Origin of the sequence: Streptomyces sp. NBC_00223 (genome assembly GCF_036199905.1) — a bacterium.
In the GTDB taxonomy this organism is placed as follows: Bacteria; Actinomycetota; Actinomycetes; order Streptomycetales; family Streptomycetaceae; genus Actinacidiphila.
The window spans coordinates 495,760-510,307 of sequence record NZ_CP108109.1; the positions used below are offsets into that span (position 1 = coordinate 495,760).

The following is a 14,548-nucleotide window of genomic DNA, read 5'->3' on the forward strand; positions in this document are numbered from 1 at the left end:
CCACCCATGACCGTCACCGAAGCGGGCTCACCGGATCTGCGGCCCGTCCCCGGCGCGCAGCAGCCCCGCTGGCCCGACCCCTTGGCGCTGCGCCGGGTCCTCGCCGACCTCGCGGCCGCCCCGCCGCTGACCTCGCCCGCGCGCAGCGACCGGCTGCGCGAGCGCCTGGCGGCCGTGGCCCGCGGTGAGGCGTTCCTGCTCCAGGGCGGGGACTGCGCGGAGACCTTCGACGGCAACGGCCCCGAGCGGGTGCGCGGCAAGCTGCGGACCCTGCGGGAGATGGCCGGTGTGCTCACCGCGGCCACGGGCGTGCCGGTGGTGCGGGTCGGGCGGATCGCCGGGCAGTACGCCAAGCCGCGGTCCGCGCCGACCGAGACCCGCGGCGGGCTGACCCTGCCCTCCTACCGGGGCGACGCGGTCAACGGCCCGGACTTCACCGCGTCGGCCCGCACCCCCGACCCCGGGCGGCTGCGGCGGATGTACGACGCCTCAGCGGAGACGATGAGTGTGCTGCGGGCGCTGTCCCCGGACGGCGGGCCCGGCCCGGGGCGGGCCGTACCGGACGACCTCGCCCAGGACGCGGCGGACGCGGAGTTGTTCACCAGCCACGAGGCACTGCTCCTGGAGTACGAGCACGCCCTGACCCGGATCGCCTCCGGCACCGGCCGCCCGTACGGGCTGTCCGGGCACATGCTGTGGATCGGCGAGCGGACCCGGGGGCTCGACGGCGAGCACATCGCGTTCGCCGCGCGGATCGGCAACCCGGTCGGGGTCAAGCTCGGGCCGACCGCGACCGCCGACGAGGCCCTCGCGCTGATCGACCGGATCGATCCTCGGCGTGAACCGGGCCGGCTCACCCTGATCACGCGCATGGGCGCCGACCGGGTGCGCGATCTGCTGCCCGGTCTGGTCGAGAAGGTCACGGCCTGCGGCGCCAGGGTGGTGTGGGTCTGCGACCCGATGCACGGCAACACCGTCCAGGCCCCCACCGGCCACAAGACCCGCGTGTACGACACGGTGCTCGACGAGATCCGGGGCTTCTTCGAGGTCCACCGCGCGCTGGGCACCCACCCCGGCGGCGTCCATCTGGAACTCACCGGCGAGGACGTCACCGAGTGCGTCGGCGGCCCGGAAGGGCTCGGCTTCGCCGACCTCCCGCTGCGGTACGAGACCGCCTGCGACCCCCGGCTCAATCGCGCCCAGGCGCGCGAACTGTCCCACGCGGTGGCCGAGTTACTGGCCGGCTGAACGCGATCCGGCGACCGCGCGGAGGACTCGCGCCCGGGAGAACGCCGTCTCCCGGGCGGCAGCCCGTCCTCAGCCCTGGTGGGCGAACCCGGTCCGCCACGTGGTGTGCGCGGGCGTCCATCCCAGGCTCCGCGCCTTGGCGTTGACGGCCCCGCGCTCCCAGCCCGCGCCGCCCTCCGACGGCTCGGGCACGGCCAGGCCCAGGGCCGCGGCCAGCGCGGGCACCCACTCCCGGGCGGCCGCGGGCTCGTCGTCCACGACGTTGACCGGGCCGCTCGGCCAGCCCAGCGCGAGTACGGCGGCCCGGGCGGCGTCCTCGACGTGCACGAAGGAGGAGACGCCGGAGTGGGCGGGCAGCGCGCCGTCCGCGAGCTTGCCGGCCATCAGACCGCCGGGCGCGTACCAGGTGCCGGGGCCGTAGAAGGTCCCGTACCGCAGGACGACATGCTCCTCGATCTCCGCCGCCGCGTCCTCCAGGGCGACGATGCCGCCGACGCTGGTCGCGCGGGGGTCGGGCGCGCCGGTGTCCAGCGGGGTCGTCTCGTCGGCGGGGACGCCGCCCTCCTCGTACGCCCAGGAGATGGACTGGGCGACGATCCGCCGCACTCCGGCCTTCTTCGCCGCGTCCACCAGGTTGCGGGTGCCCTCGCGGCGGATACGGGCGTTGTCGACGGGGTTGCCGCCGGCCAGCGAGGTCAGCTGGTGGACGACGACCTCGGGGGCGGCGGCGGTCAGGGCGTCGGCCACCGCGTCGCGGTCGAAGACGTCGAGCCGTACTCCTTCGGCGCCGTGGGCGTGCAGGTCCTCCACCCCCTCGGCCGTACGGGTACCGCCCGTGACCTGGTGCCCGGCCTCGACCAGGAGCGGCACGAGCAGCCGCCCCACGGCCCCGGTGCCTCCAGCGACGAAGATGCGCGTCATCGATTCTCCAAAAAGCGCTGCGTGAAAAGGGAGTCGTGAAAGGGAGTGTCGGACAGGTGGTTCAGTCGTGCGCGTTGGCGTCCTCGGCGGGCCGCAGGCCCGGTGCGGGCGCCGGCACCGCTGCCGGCGCGGCCGACGGCGGCCGGGTGCGGTCGGTCGTCCACAGCGCGAGGGCCGCCGCGGTGAGCACGCCGCCCGCGACGCACACCCCCGTCCAGCCCCAGCGCGGGTACAGCGTGACCGCCAGCGCGCCGCCCGCAGAACCGCCCAGGAAGTACGCGGACATGTAGGCCGTGGTGACCCGCGACCTGATCCGCGGCGGGTAGGCGTAGATCCGGGTCTGGTTGAGGACGTGCACGCCCTGCACGCCCACGTCGAGCACCAGGATGCCCGCGACCACCAGCAGCAGCGTTCCGCTGCCGCTGAGCAGTGCCCAGGACACGCCGATGGCGGCCAGCAGCACCCCGGTCGCGGCGTGGGCCAGTCCCCGGTCCTGGAGCCGGCCCGCGGGCTGGGCGCACAGCGCCCCGGCGACGCCGAGCAGGCCGAACAGGCCGATGACGCCGGGCGAGTAGCCGTAGGGATCGTCGGAGAGCATGAACGGCAGTGCGGTCCACAGCAGTTGGAAGACGCCGAAGCCCAGGGCCCCGGTGGCCATCCGGCGCCGCAGGAAGGGCTCGGCGGCGATCAGCGAGCCGACCGAGGCGAGCAGCCGGCCGTAGGTCGAGCCGGGTGTCGCGGGCAGGTCGGGCAGCATCACACGGGACAGGGCCGCCAGCACGGCGATGATCGCGGCGGCCACCGCGTAGACGAAGCGCCAGCCGACCAGTTGGTCCAGGGCGCCGGCCACGGTCCGGGCCAGCAGGATGCCCAGCAGCAGCCCGGTCATCAACGTGCCGACGACCTGACCGCGCTGGTCGTCGCGGGCGAGGGTGGCGGCCATGGGGATCAGGATGTTGATCGCCGTGCCCGTCAGGCCGGCCACCGTGAGGGCCGCGACCAGCGCCCAGGCGCCGGGCGCCGCGGCCGCCCCGGCCAGCGCCACCGCGTCGAGGACGAGCATGGTGACGATCATCGGGCGGCGGGCCAGCAGGTCGCCCAGCGGCACCAGCAGCACCAGGCCGGCCGCGTAACCGAGTTGGTTGAGCGTGATGCACAGCCCGACCAGCCCGGAGGAGACATGGAAGCTCTCGCGCAGCTCAGGCAGCAGCGGCTGGGCGTAGTAGTTGTTGGCGACGATCAGACCGCACGCCACGGACAGGAACAGCACCAGAGTGCGGGAGACGCCCGCTCCCGGCAGGGCGGGGCCGGACAGGGAGCCACCGGGCCGAGGTCCGCGGGTGATCATGCGATCAGACTAGAAAAAGAGAGGCTCGAAGGCATGGGCCAAAAACGGTACGGAAGACTGGTCCAAAAGACAGTGAAGGAGAACCGGGGATGACTGGCGCGGTGGCCGGGCTCGACCTGTGGCTGGAGCTGCCGGCCCACGGCACCCGGGCCAGGGCCCTGGAGGAGGCGCTGCGCACGGCGATCCGCGAGGGCCGGCTGACCGTCGGCACCCGGCTGCCCCCGACCCGGGGCCTGGCCGCCGAACTCGGGCTGTCCCGGGGCACGGTGAGCCAGGCGTACACCCAGCTCACCGGCGAGGGGTGGCTGACGACGCGGCCGGGCCGGGCGGGCACCCGGGTGGCCGAGCAGCCGCGCCCCGAGGCCGCGGCCACCGCGCCGCCGCCCGCCGCCCCGGCCGCCCGCGAGCCCCGGCACGACCTGGGCCCCGGCCGCCCGGACGTCGCCGCGTTCCCCCGGGCGGAGTGGCTGCGGGCCGTGCGGCAGGCGCTGCGGGAGGCGCCCGCCGAGGCGTTCGGATACGGCGACCCCCGGGGCCGGCCCGAGCTGCGTACGGCCCTGGCCGGCTATCTGGGCCGGGCCCGCGGGGTGCGCGTGGACCCGGCAAACCTCGTGGTGTGCTCCGGGTACACCCAGGCGCTCGGGCTGCTCACCGGGGTCTTCGCCGACGCGGGGGTGCGGACGATCGGCATGGAGGACCCGGCGCTCGCCGACCATGTCGCCATCGCCCGCGGGCGGCTGACCGTCGTGGACATACCCGTGGACGACGAGGGGATGCGGCTGGAGGCCCTGGCCCGCCCCGACATCCGGGCGGTGGCCTGCACGCCGGCCCATCAGTTCCCGCTGGGGGTGAGCATGTCGTCCGCCCGCAGGACCGGGCTGCTGACCTGGGCGCGGGAGCGCGACGGCTGGATCGTCGAGGACGACTACGACGGGGAGTTCCGCTACGACCGCAGGCCGATCGGGGCGTTGCAGGCCCGCAGCCCGTCCCGGATCGTCTACGTCGGCACGACGAGCAAGTCGCTGGGGCCCGGGGTGCGGATCGGCTGGATCGCCTGCCCGCCGCGCCTGCTGGACCGGCTGGTCGGGGCGAAGGCCCTGGCGGACCGGGTGACCGGCCCGCTGGACCAGATCGCGCTCGCCGGGATGATCGCCTCGGGCCGGTACGACCGGCATCTGCGGCTGATGCGCCAGCGCTACCGGCGGCGGCGGGACGAACTGGCCGCCGCGGTGGCCGCGCGGCTGCCGGGTGCCCGGATCACCGGGATCACGGCGGGGCTGCACGCGATCCTCGATCTGCCGCCGGGCGCGCCGCCCGAGGCGGAGATCATGGCCGCCCTGGCCGCGGCCTCGGTGCGGCTCCATCCGCTGAGCGCCTACGCCCGCGGTCCGGTTCCGCCCGGCCCGCCCCGCCTGGTCGTCGGCTACGCCACTCCGGCGGCCCACGCGTACGGCATGGCGCTCGACGCGCTGCTCACCGCGCTGGAGGGCCTGGTCGTGCCGCGCGGCCGGGCCCTCCCGCGCACGCCGGGCGCGTCCGCCCCCGGGCTGCTCGGGGCCGGGCTACTCGGGGCCGGACCCAAGCCGTAACTGGGCCGTGCGCATGCCGGCCTCGAAGCGCGATCTGGCCCGGAGTCTCTGCATCAGGTCGGCGACATGGCGCCGGTAGGTCCGCACCGACCAGCCCAGTTCGCGGGCGGCGGCGGTGTCGGTCCAGCCCGAGCCGAGCAGCGGCAGTATCTGCGCCAGCGGGCTGCCCGGTTCGGTGTCCCACAGCGGCCCGCCGTCGGCGCCGGTGAAGACTCCGGGGTCGACGGCGCCGTCCCACGCCGTGTCGAAGAGCGACCGCAGGGTCCTGACCACGACCTTGTCCCGTACGACGGTCAACCGGCCCGAGGAGTCGCCGAGTACGGCCACCGTGCCGTCGATCAGCGTCATCCGGGGGATGACATGGCCCGCGACGCGCACGGCCGCGTCCCCCGCGTACGCCGACAGCTGCCACGGCTCGGTGCCGTCGGCGAGCAGCGAACGGGAGACCAGCAGCCGGGTCTCCCCCTGGCCCTTGAGCAGGGACGCCTGGAGCGAGCCCAGGGGGTCGGCGGGCGTGTCGGGGACCGCCGCGCCCAGGCTGATCCGTGAGGTCACGGATCGGCGGCGGACCTGCTCGATTAACTGATGGACCGTGCTGTCCGTGGCGTCCACCGCGTCCCGCCCCTGGGCGCCGCAGCCTCTGCCGTTGAGGAACCGGGCGATTTCACCCACCTGACTCGCGTGGTACAACAGGGCCTGGACACCGCCGGTCGCGCCGGTGTACTCACGGGGCTGCGTGCTCGTACTCATCGGTTCCTCCCTTGCCTCGACCTGCTCGACTCGACGTTCGGGAAGTGCTGTTGCCGGGTGTCCGCGACCCGGGACGTGCCGGACGGACGGACGAGTGCGGTACGGGAATCGCGCGCTCCGACCGCCGCCGGGCGCGGCAGGGCGGACGGCTGCGGTACTGATCGGGTGTCGGTCCTCCAGGGCTCGGATTTCACGGCGAAGCGACGACTCATCAGAGTGCGGGTGCATACGAATCAAGGCAATGAATAACCTCCCGCCCCGGCCGGAAACCATCGGTCGTACAAGGGTCAACATTCGGCCAGCCGTATCGGCCGGGGCGTTCCCCGGAGGGCGGTACGCACCGGGAAGCTCGGGATGTCACGAGGCCACCCCGGGGTAGGGGTCGAGTACAGGGCAAATTTGCGGGCCCGGACGACTGTCGAAATGAGGCGAGATCCCGGCGTTCGTGTATCCGCCATGGGCGGGCGTGTTAACACCGCGCGACGCGGACGTCAGGCCGATTTTGTCCCATTCACCACGGGTGGTTCGGCGGGGGGTCGGCGGGCGCTTCCGGGCGGCCGGCGGGCGCGCGGAAGGAGCGCGCGGGGGTCTCGACCGACCGCGCGCGGGCAGGGGGTGGAGGGGTCAGGGGATCAGGACGAGGCGGTGGGTGGGGGGTGTGGGGGAGGTCCAGGCCTGTTCGACCTGGGAGAGGGGGACGGGCTGCGTGTCCACGGCCAGCGTGCCGGAGGCGATCTGCTCGGCGAGGGAGGGCAGTTCGGCGACGATGCCCGCGGTCGTCACGGAACCCTGCCCGCTGCCGAGGATGTTCAGATTCCCCGCCCGCAGCAGGAACGACGGCAGGGTGATGTCCGCCCCGGCCATGGACCCGATCTGGATCCAGGACAGCGCCTTGGAGCGGTCGGCGCGGGCGGTCAGCAGCGCGACCATCGCCCGCTCAGTGGGCGGGCCCCACAGGTAGTCCAGGACGACGTCGACGTCCCCGGCCGCCCGCCCGAGCCGTTCGGCCACGTCCTTGTCGTCGCCGTCCAGACCGACCACCTCGTCGGCGCCGAGATCCTTGACCAGTTCGAGCCGCCCCGGGTCACGGCCGGCGCCGACCACCCGGGAGGCGCCGAGGTGCCGGGCGATCCGGACGGCGAGCTGTCCGGCGTTCCCCGTGGCGCCCATGACCAGGACGGAGCCGCCGGGCGGCAGGGCGACCCGGCGGCGCAGCGCCACCCAGGAGGACATACCGGGGTTCATGGCCGCGGCCACGGCGACCGGGTCGGTGCCGGCCGGCAGGGCGACGGCCCGGCGGCGGTCGACGACGGCCCGCTCGGCCATCGTGCCCAGGGCGCCGTCGGGGGCGACGAAGTAGAGCAGCTCGCCCTGCGCCGTGCGGCCGACCGCGTCGATGCCCGGGATCAGCGGCAGGGTGCCGTCGGAGGTGTAGTGGCTGCCGTCGGCGGCCGAGCGCACCCGGGGGTGCAGTCCGGCCGCCAGGACGTCGACAAGGACCTCGTGCTCCCCCTCGGCGACAGGGTCGGGAAAGGTGTCGAAGCGGGGCGGGGCGCCGAAGGAACGGACGACTGCGGCATGCATGAGGGCTCTCCCGTACTGCCCCTCGGCGCTGACCGGCCGGAGGCGTGGAGGTGCGGCTGCCGCCACCAAGAGGTTTGCGGCACGTACTACTTTCGAAGGTAGTTTGTGCCACGTACTACGTCAACTAAGCTGGGCCCATGACGACCGACGCCACCCCGGTGGGCCCCGCCGACGACCGGCCCCTGAACACGGTGGACGCCCTGGTCCAGCTGTCCTTCCTGATCCAGCGCGTCCTGTCCGCCGCCGGCGCCGAGCACGACCTGTCGGTCGTCCAGATCAGGCTGCTCGGCGTCCTGCGCGACCGGCAGGCCGGCATGCTCGAACTCGCCGGCGTCCTCGGCCTGGACAAGTCCTCCATGACCGGCCTGGTGAGCCGCGCCGAGAAGCGCGGCCTGATCCAGCGCTCGCCCTCGCCCCACGACGGCCGGGCCGTCCTGGTCTCGCTCACCCCGCTCGGCCGGCAGCTCGTCGACCGGGGCGTCGCCGAGATCGGCCGCCGCGTCACGGCGCTGACCAGCCAATTCACCCCGGCGCAGCACGCCGAGTTCACCCGCCTCGCCGCCGCCCTGCTCGACGCGGAGCGCGGTTCCCACCTCTGACGAAGACGTCTCCGCGGCCTTCACATACCCCCATTCACGGTTGCTTTCGGGCACCGCAGGGCAAGAACCGGTCAAGATCTCTTGTTCCAATGCCCCTCCTGGACTGGAACCGGACACCAACAGAGGCTAAAAATATGGCAAAACGGGGACCAGTACATGAGCGGATGAGGAAGAGGAACACACACCATGCTCGATGCGGCCGGTCTCGATCCTGTGGAAGTACGCGCATACCGCAGCCTGGTCAAGATGCCCGCGGCCACGCCGCCCGAACTCGCCCATCGCCTGGGACTGTCCGGCCGTGAGGCCGCCGCACTGCTCGACACGCTGGAGGCCAAGGGGCTGGTGAGCCGCGCCACGGGGGCGGGGCACAGATTCCGAGCGGCACCACCCGATCTGGCGCTGGGCCCGATCCTGCGCAACAGGCAGCAGGAACTCCAGGCCGTGCAGTCCGCCGTGGCCCAGCTCACCGAGGAGTACCACAGCGAGGCCCGGCGCCGGGGTTCGAACGAAATGGTCGAGACCATTACGGGAGCGACTTCGATCGCCAGGATGTTCTACCAATTGCAGCGAGGGGCCCGGGAGGAGGTCCTGGCGCTGTGCAAGCCGCCGAACGTGGCCGTACCGCCGCAGGGGAACGACACCGAGCTGGGGGTCCTGGCCTCGGGCGTACGCTACCGGGCGGTCTACGAACGGTCGGCCCTTGAGGTGCCGCCCGAGGTGTACCGCATACGGGAGTTCATCAGGAACGGCGAACAGGCCCGGGTCGCCCCGGAGCTTCCCGCCAAGCTGGTGATCGCCGACCGGTCGCTGGCCATGCTGGTGTCCTCGCCCGTACGGTCCACCGGGTCCGCGCGGAGCAAGGAGGCCACGGGGTCCACGGGCGCGAACGGATCGACCGGCTCCGTCGGGTACGTCGGGTCCGGCGGCCTGTTCCCCGACACATCCGGCGAGCCCTCCGAGGAGCCGACCGCGCTTCTGGTCCAGCCGGGCCTGCTGCTCGACACCCTGGTCGGGGTCTTCGAGACGCTGTGGGCCGGCGCCGCCCCGCTGATCCTCACCGAGGACGGCTGGATCGACGAGAAGAAGCCGGGCCAGGCCCCTCCGCTGGAGGGTCTGCTGCTGCTCTCGCTGCTGCTGACCGGACTGACGGACACCGCGATCGCCGGTCAGCTGGGCCTGAGCCTGCGTACGGTCCAGCGGCGCATCCGCGATCTGATGGAGGCCGCCGGGGTCCAGACCCGGATGCAACTGGCCTGGGAGGCGGCCCGCCACGGCTGGCTCTGACCCGCCCACCGGGCAGGCGTGAACAGCACGCGCCGGTCGAGCCGTTGATCCGACCGATCGAACGGGCCGGACCGGCCTACCCCGTCACGCGATCAGGGGCCCTCGACCCGTACTTCGGGTCGAGGGCCCCTTCACCTGCCGTCCGGCGCGACTGAGACACGCCGTCGGGCTCCATCCCCCTCAGACGGTGGTGCCGATCCCGGGGAGCACCGGCACCACCGAGGGACTGCCTACGGGATGTACGGGATTACTTCTCGAACACCTGGAACTCCGAGGCCCGCACCGTGAACGCGGCCGGCGAGCCGGTGGCGCAGTCGGTGATGGTGGTCGGGTCGTTGTCCTGCTCACCCGCGTACGCCGGGTTGCCGACGCACTGGTTGGTGATGGACTCGAAGCGCAGGTCGGTGGCCGTGGTCACCGGGATGTCGAAGCTGCGCATCGTCAGGTTCGGCGCCACCGGCCGCGGCTTGGCCGCCTGGAAGGCGTCCTTCGGGCTGAGGTAGACGACGTGGAACTGCTTGGCCTGCGAGCAGTCGACGGTCGCGGTCCGGGTGCAGGCCGAGATCTCGAACTGGCGCAGGGCCGAGAAGCGGCTTTGGGCGGCGGTGTCGCCACCGGGGTCCTTCGAGGCGGTCGGCCGGTTCAGGGCACTGACCTGAACGCGACGGATCTTGCTCGCGGTGTCGCCGGCCAGGTGGATCTGGACCGCGCGGCCACTCACGGTGGACTTGGTCGACTCACCGAGGTAGGCCCAGTTGGTGCCCTCGTCGTCGTCGATCAGGGCCGCCAGGTTCACACCGTCACCACCGGTGATGGAGGCACCGGCCGCGGCCGAGGCGAGGTTCGGCTGCATCTTGACCTTGACGTTCTGCTTGGTGCCATCGGTCACGTCGAACTCGAACGGGGTCTCGCCGTAGCCGGGGGCGACAGCGATGGCCTTGTAGTGGCCCTTGGTGAAGTTCGCCTTCGGGCTCAGGTCCGCGGTGGTGCCGGCGATCGGCGTGGTCCGCGTGCTGAACTCACCGATCAGGATCTTGGCGTTGGGGATGTCGTCCCCGCTGTTGACGACCTTGAAGGTGACCGCGCTGTTGACGTCCGCCGGGGTGGCGAAGTCCGCGTGCGGACGGGTGTCGCTCGTCGACAGGGCGGTGGCCTCGGTGCCCAGACCGCGCTTGGCGAACGCGGCCCACAGGACGTCGAGGTCGTCACCGTGGTAACGGATCTTGTCCGCGGCGAGCATCGCGTCACGGGCGTCGACCATGGTGACCTTGCCCGTGCCCATGAGCAGGTACGAGTCGAACATCAGCTGGATCCAGCGACGGCCGCCACCGCAGACGTCGACCGACGTCTTGCCGGCCGCGCAGGAGGCGAGCACCTTCTTGGACGGCTCGGGGAACTTGCCGACGAGCGCCTGGCGCACCTCGTAGTTGACGGCGTTCCAGATCTCACCGTCGGAGTGCACCTCAGGTCCGGCCATGTCGAAGCCGAAGTTGGAGTAGTTGAGCGGGTTGTTGTCGATCGCGAAGTTGCGGATGCCGCGCTCGTTGTTGTCGGTCACGTACGGGCCGACGACCCAGGGGTCGACCCCGTCCGGGACCGCGCCCGTCTCGATCAGACGCTCGGTGGAGACCAGGTCGCCCCAGGACTCGCCCATCGAGCCGCCGTGCGTACCGGAGATACCGGAGGTGCCGCCACCGAGCATGCGGTTGGTGATGGCGTGGGTGTACTCGTGGCCGATGACCGAGTTGTCGAAGTCACCGTCGGCGCAGCGCCCGTAGAAGGTGCCGGCCTGCGGCTGCCACAGGTACATGTTGGTCAGCGCCACACCGCCGTCGGCGCCGGTGCTCTGGTTGGCGTTGTTGCGGGTGGCGGGGTTGTTGCCGCCGGAGCGGGCCACGCCCATCTCCGGGTCGCCGCCCTTGCCGCCCAGGTTGTAGTTGTCGCTCTGCATGTTCCACGTCTTCTCGGTGAACCCGAGCTGGTACGAGAAGTCATGCATGATGTTGTGCTGGACGAACAGGTTGCCCATCGCGGCGTCGCGGTCGGGCTGCGCCGGGTTGGTCAGCACCTTCGGGTCACAGCCGCTGGCGTGCCAGGCGTCGGTGAACGTGTAGTCGTAGACCCGGTCGGGCCGGACGTCCGGAGTGATGCCGAGCCAGTTGCGCCCGGTGGAGTTCAGGCCGTCGCTGGTGAAGGCGTTGTCGCCCAGCGTCGTGCCCAGCTTGTAGTAGCTGCCGTAGGTGCCGCCGCCCTCGCCGGACGCGATGTCCCAGGCGTGGTGCGGGGTGCCCGGAGCGCTGTCGCTGAGCACCTGGTCGCAACCGGGGCCGGCGACCCAGCACACCGTCTGACGGGTGTCCTTGGACGAGCCGTCCATCGGCGGCGAGAAGGGGAACGCCTTCCACTGCGGGTTGCCGTCGTGGTCGGCCGCGACCTCGTCCTCGACGAGGGAGCGACGCGAGAGCACCTCACCGGTGCGGGCGTCCACGATGCTGTCGTAGAGCAGCGGCGCTTCGCCGGCGGTGCCGACCTGCACCTGGTAGGCCGAGTGCACGGTGCCGTCGGTGTCGGCGACGACGACCTCACGGACCAGCTGCTCGCCGTCCAGGCCGGACGCGTCGAACTTCTTCCAGCCGTTGGCGTCGTCGGACGCGGTGAGCTTGCCCGCGGACAGGGTCACGTCGGCCAGCGCGGCCTTGATCGCGTCCTGCGCCGACAGGGTGGCCGGCTTCGGCTTGCCGGTGACGGGGGCGAGCGCACCGGTCACGCTGACCACGGTGCCGTCGACCACACCCACGGAGATCTGGCCGTCACGGCCGAAGCGCTTGCCGTCCACCTCCTGAGCGAGCAGCACCGCGGCACCCTTGCCGATCGGGCTGTTCGAGACCAGCTTCAGGCTGTCCACCTGGTCGGCGGAGATGCCGAACAGGTCGGCGTTCTGCTTCAGGTATTCCCGGGCCGTCTGCTCGGACTTGGTCGGCAGACCTGTCGCCAGGGCCTTGCCGTTGCCTTCCGGCACCACCGTGGTCGGCGTGCCGTAACGGCTCCAGGTCACCCGGGCCTTGCCCTTGGCGGCGGCGCTCTTGGACTTGGCCGCCGGAGCTCTGAACGTCCCGGGCAGGTCCTTGTCCGGTTTTCCGTGCCCCTGTGTGTGGGACGTAGCCGCGGCGCCGGACTGGGACGGCTTGTGCCGTACCGAGTCCGAGTCCGCGCCGGCGGATGGCATTTGAACCACCGCCACGACGGCGGCCGTGGCCACGGCCAAGAACGTCCGCCGCACGCGCACTGAGTGTAGGCGCATTCGTACCCTCCTTGTCGAAAACCCGTACGGGGATCACCCGTTCGGATTGGGCGGAGACTGACACGTGCCGGGGCCTCACAGGAACGGTCCTGCGTGGCGGAGATATGACACTGCACAGTTCCGCCACGTGAGGGTCCGCCGCAGGCCGGGGGATATCGCCGGGACAATTCGGGCGCAAACCTATGTGAATGCTGTGCCGATTTCGTCCCCCATCCGCCACCCCGATCTCCCCCGCCCCACACCCGCCCTCCCCGGGCGCCGGCACCGGCCGCACCGGAGGGGTGGGAGGGACGGGAGAGGTGGCCCGCATGGGGTGCCAAAAGGGACATGTGAGGCGGCGTCAGAGAGGCCGGCCCGGGGAGGCCGGCCTCTGCGGGCCCCGGGGACGAACTCCAGGTCCGCGGGCGAATGGCCGGCCGGAACCGCCGCGCCGGCCCGGAGGCCGGAGTACCGGCCGCCCCCGCCCGGTACCTCCGCACGAGCGTCCCGAAGGCGGCCGGGGAGCGGGACGGGGGCGTCGGTTCGGGCTCCGGGCGCCCGGGCGAGGGGCCTATGCCGCCGGGCGCGGGAGGGACCGGGGGAGGTCGATACGCCGGGAGACGACGAGTTTGCGGTAGACGCGGGTGAGGTGCTGCTCGACCGTGCTGACCGTGATGTAGAGCCGCGCCGCGATCTGCCGGTTCGTCAGGCCGTCCGCCGCCAGCCGGGCCACCCGCCACTCCGCCTCGCTCAGCGGCAGCCGCTCGCCCGGCGGGAGCTGCGGTAGGGCGGCGGGGGCGCCGACTGGGCCGCGCGGCACGGGCAGCACGGCCCCGCCCCGGCTCAGCGCCGCCCGCTCCCCCGGGGGCAGCGCGGCCAGTACATGGGCGCGGACGCGGGGATGGCGGAAGTCGCCGCGTTCCATCAGCCCGGCCGCGTCGAGCGCGGCGAGCACGGGGGCGATCCGGTGGGCGGGGACGCCCAGCGCCCGGCCGAGTTCACCGGGGTCGGCGGCCCGGCCGCGTACGGCGACGGCTCCGGCGACCGGCAGCGCGAGGGCCGGAAGCCGGTGCAGGCAGCGCATCAGGGCGCGCCCGAACGCCTCGCCGGGCACGGGCAGCGCCCGGGTCGCGGGCGCCGACCGGTGGTCCTCGGCGAGGGCGGCGAGCAGCACCGGGTTCCCGGCGGTCATCGCGTGGAAGGCGGTGGCGGACGCCCGGCCGTCGCCCGCGCCCGGCAGCCCGCCGAGGTACGCGCCGACCTCGGCGCGGGTGAGCAGCGGGACCCGGACGCGCTCGTCGTGGGGCAGCTCGCCGTCCCCGGTGGCACGCGGGGGCGCGAAGCCGTCGCGGCGGCTCACGACGAGCAGCACGCGCGAGGAGCGGGCCAGCCGTGCGAAGTGGTGCAGGCAGCGCAGCGACTGCGGGTCGGCGTACTGGCTGTCGTCCACGGTGATCAGGACGGGGGTCCGTTCGGACAGGTCCAGCAGCGGCGCCACGAGGTCGCGGGGGTCGCGGGGGTCCCGCCGCTCGCGCCGGTCCCGGGCGGGGTACCCCGGCGGGAGGAGCTGGTGGAACAGGCCGAGCGGCCGGCCCGTCCGGTCGCCCGCCGCGGCGAGGTGCAGCGCGCCGCGCGCGGTCGCCTGCCGGGCGAGCCGGTCGAGCAGCCGGGTGCGGCCCGCGCCGACCGGCCCGGTGAGCGCGACCACCCGTCCGCGTCCGGCCAGGCAGCTCTGCCAGGCCGTGTGCAGCCGGTCCAGTGCGGGTCTGTGTGCCGCGACGAGTTCGAGCGGGTCCATCAACTTCCCCCGGGAGGTGTGCCGTTGCCCGCGGTGGTGGGTGTACGCGGTCGGCCGCGTACGGGCCCGGGTGTGCGCGCGGTTGCGGTGCGGGCGGGCGTCGAAGGGCGGGACGCGCACACGGGCGGCCCGGCCGTACGGGGGCGC

At 73.1% G+C, this 14,548-nt stretch carries 9 protein-coding genes and 2 pseudogenes; 4 read left to right on the forward strand and 7 right to left on the reverse strand.

Annotated features, from left to right (window positions below; all coding sequences use genetic code 11):
- Positions 1-6 precede the first annotated feature (6 nt).
- Positions 7-1,248 carry a 3-deoxy-7-phosphoheptulonate synthase class II gene (locus OHA30_RS02240; protein ID WP_328912074.1) on the forward strand — a complete coding sequence of 414 codons (1,242 nt, stop codon included), beginning with the start codon at positions 7-9 and terminating at the stop codon, positions 1,246-1,248.
- A gap of 69 nt (positions 1,249-1,317) precedes the next feature.
- On the opposite strand, the gene OHA30_RS02245 is transcribed toward OHA30_RS02240, so the two are convergent.
- On the reverse strand, positions 1,318-2,169 hold the full coding sequence (locus tag OHA30_RS02245; protein WP_328912075.1) for an NAD-dependent epimerase/dehydratase family protein: 852 nt from the start codon (positions 2,167-2,169) through the stop codon (positions 1,318-1,320).
- Positions 2,170-2,230: 61 nt separating this feature from the next.
- Positions 2,231-3,517, reverse strand: a complete 1,287-nt coding sequence (locus OHA30_RS02250) for an MFS transporter (protein WP_328912076.1) — start codon at positions 3,515-3,517, stop codon at positions 2,231-2,233.
- 89 nt (positions 3,518-3,606) lie between these two features.
- On the opposite strand from OHA30_RS02250, the gene pdxR reads away from it, so the two are divergent.
- The gene (gene pdxR / locus OHA30_RS02255; protein WP_328912077.1) at positions 3,607-5,106 is read left to right on the forward strand and encodes a MocR-like pyridoxine biosynthesis transcription factor PdxR; all 1,500 of its coding nucleotides are present in this window, start codon (positions 3,607-3,609) and stop codon (positions 5,104-5,106) included.
- On the opposite strand, the gene OHA30_RS02260 is transcribed toward pdxR, so the two are convergent.
- Positions 5,080-5,856 carry a helix-turn-helix transcriptional regulator gene (locus OHA30_RS02260; RefSeq protein ID WP_328912078.1) on the reverse strand — a complete coding sequence of 259 codons (777 nt, stop codon included), beginning with the start codon at positions 5,854-5,856 and terminating at the stop codon, positions 5,080-5,082. The genes pdxR and OHA30_RS02260 overlap by 27 nt on opposite strands.
- 624 nt (positions 5,857-6,480) lie before the next feature.
- Positions 6,481-7,440 carry a quinone oxidoreductase family protein gene (locus OHA30_RS02265; protein ID WP_328912079.1) on the reverse strand — a complete coding sequence of 320 codons (960 nt, stop codon included), beginning with the start codon at positions 7,438-7,440 and terminating at the stop codon, positions 6,481-6,483.
- A 137-nt stretch (positions 7,441-7,577) separates the two neighbouring features.
- Here OHA30_RS02265 and OHA30_RS02270 point away from each other — a divergent pair, with 137 nt between their 5' ends.
- Together OHA30_RS02270 and OHA30_RS02275 are read left to right on the forward strand one after the other, a co-directional pair.
- Positions 7,578-8,039 (forward strand): MarR family winged helix-turn-helix transcriptional regulator, encoded by a 462-nt coding sequence (locus OHA30_RS02270; RefSeq protein ID WP_328912080.1) that lies wholly within the window; start codon positions 7,578-7,580, stop codon positions 8,037-8,039.
- Positions 8,040-8,225: 186 nt separating this feature from the next.
- Positions 8,226-9,323, forward strand: a complete 1,098-nt coding sequence (locus tag OHA30_RS02275; protein WP_328912081.1) for a helix-turn-helix domain-containing protein — start codon at positions 8,226-8,228, stop codon at positions 9,321-9,323.
- Positions 9,324-9,570: 247 nt separating this feature from the next.
- On the opposite strand, the gene OHA30_RS02280 is transcribed toward OHA30_RS02275, so the two are convergent.
- The 3 genes and pseudogenes from OHA30_RS02280 to OHA30_RS33885 form a co-directional block, all read right to left on the reverse strand.
- Positions 9,571-12,549 (reverse strand): M36 family metallopeptidase, encoded by a 2,979-nt coding sequence (locus OHA30_RS02280; RefSeq protein ID WP_328912082.1) that lies wholly within the window; start codon positions 12,547-12,549, stop codon positions 9,571-9,573.
- 625 nt (positions 12,550-13,174) lie between these two features.
- Positions 13,175-13,357, reverse strand: a pseudogene (locus OHA30_RS33880) (helix-turn-helix domain-containing protein); the annotation flags it as partial.
- A gap of 618 nt (positions 13,358-13,975) precedes the next feature.
- A pseudogene (locus OHA30_RS33885) lies at positions 13,976-14,401 on the reverse strand (ATP-binding protein); the annotation flags it as partial.
- Positions 14,402-14,548: the final 147 nt, after the last annotated feature.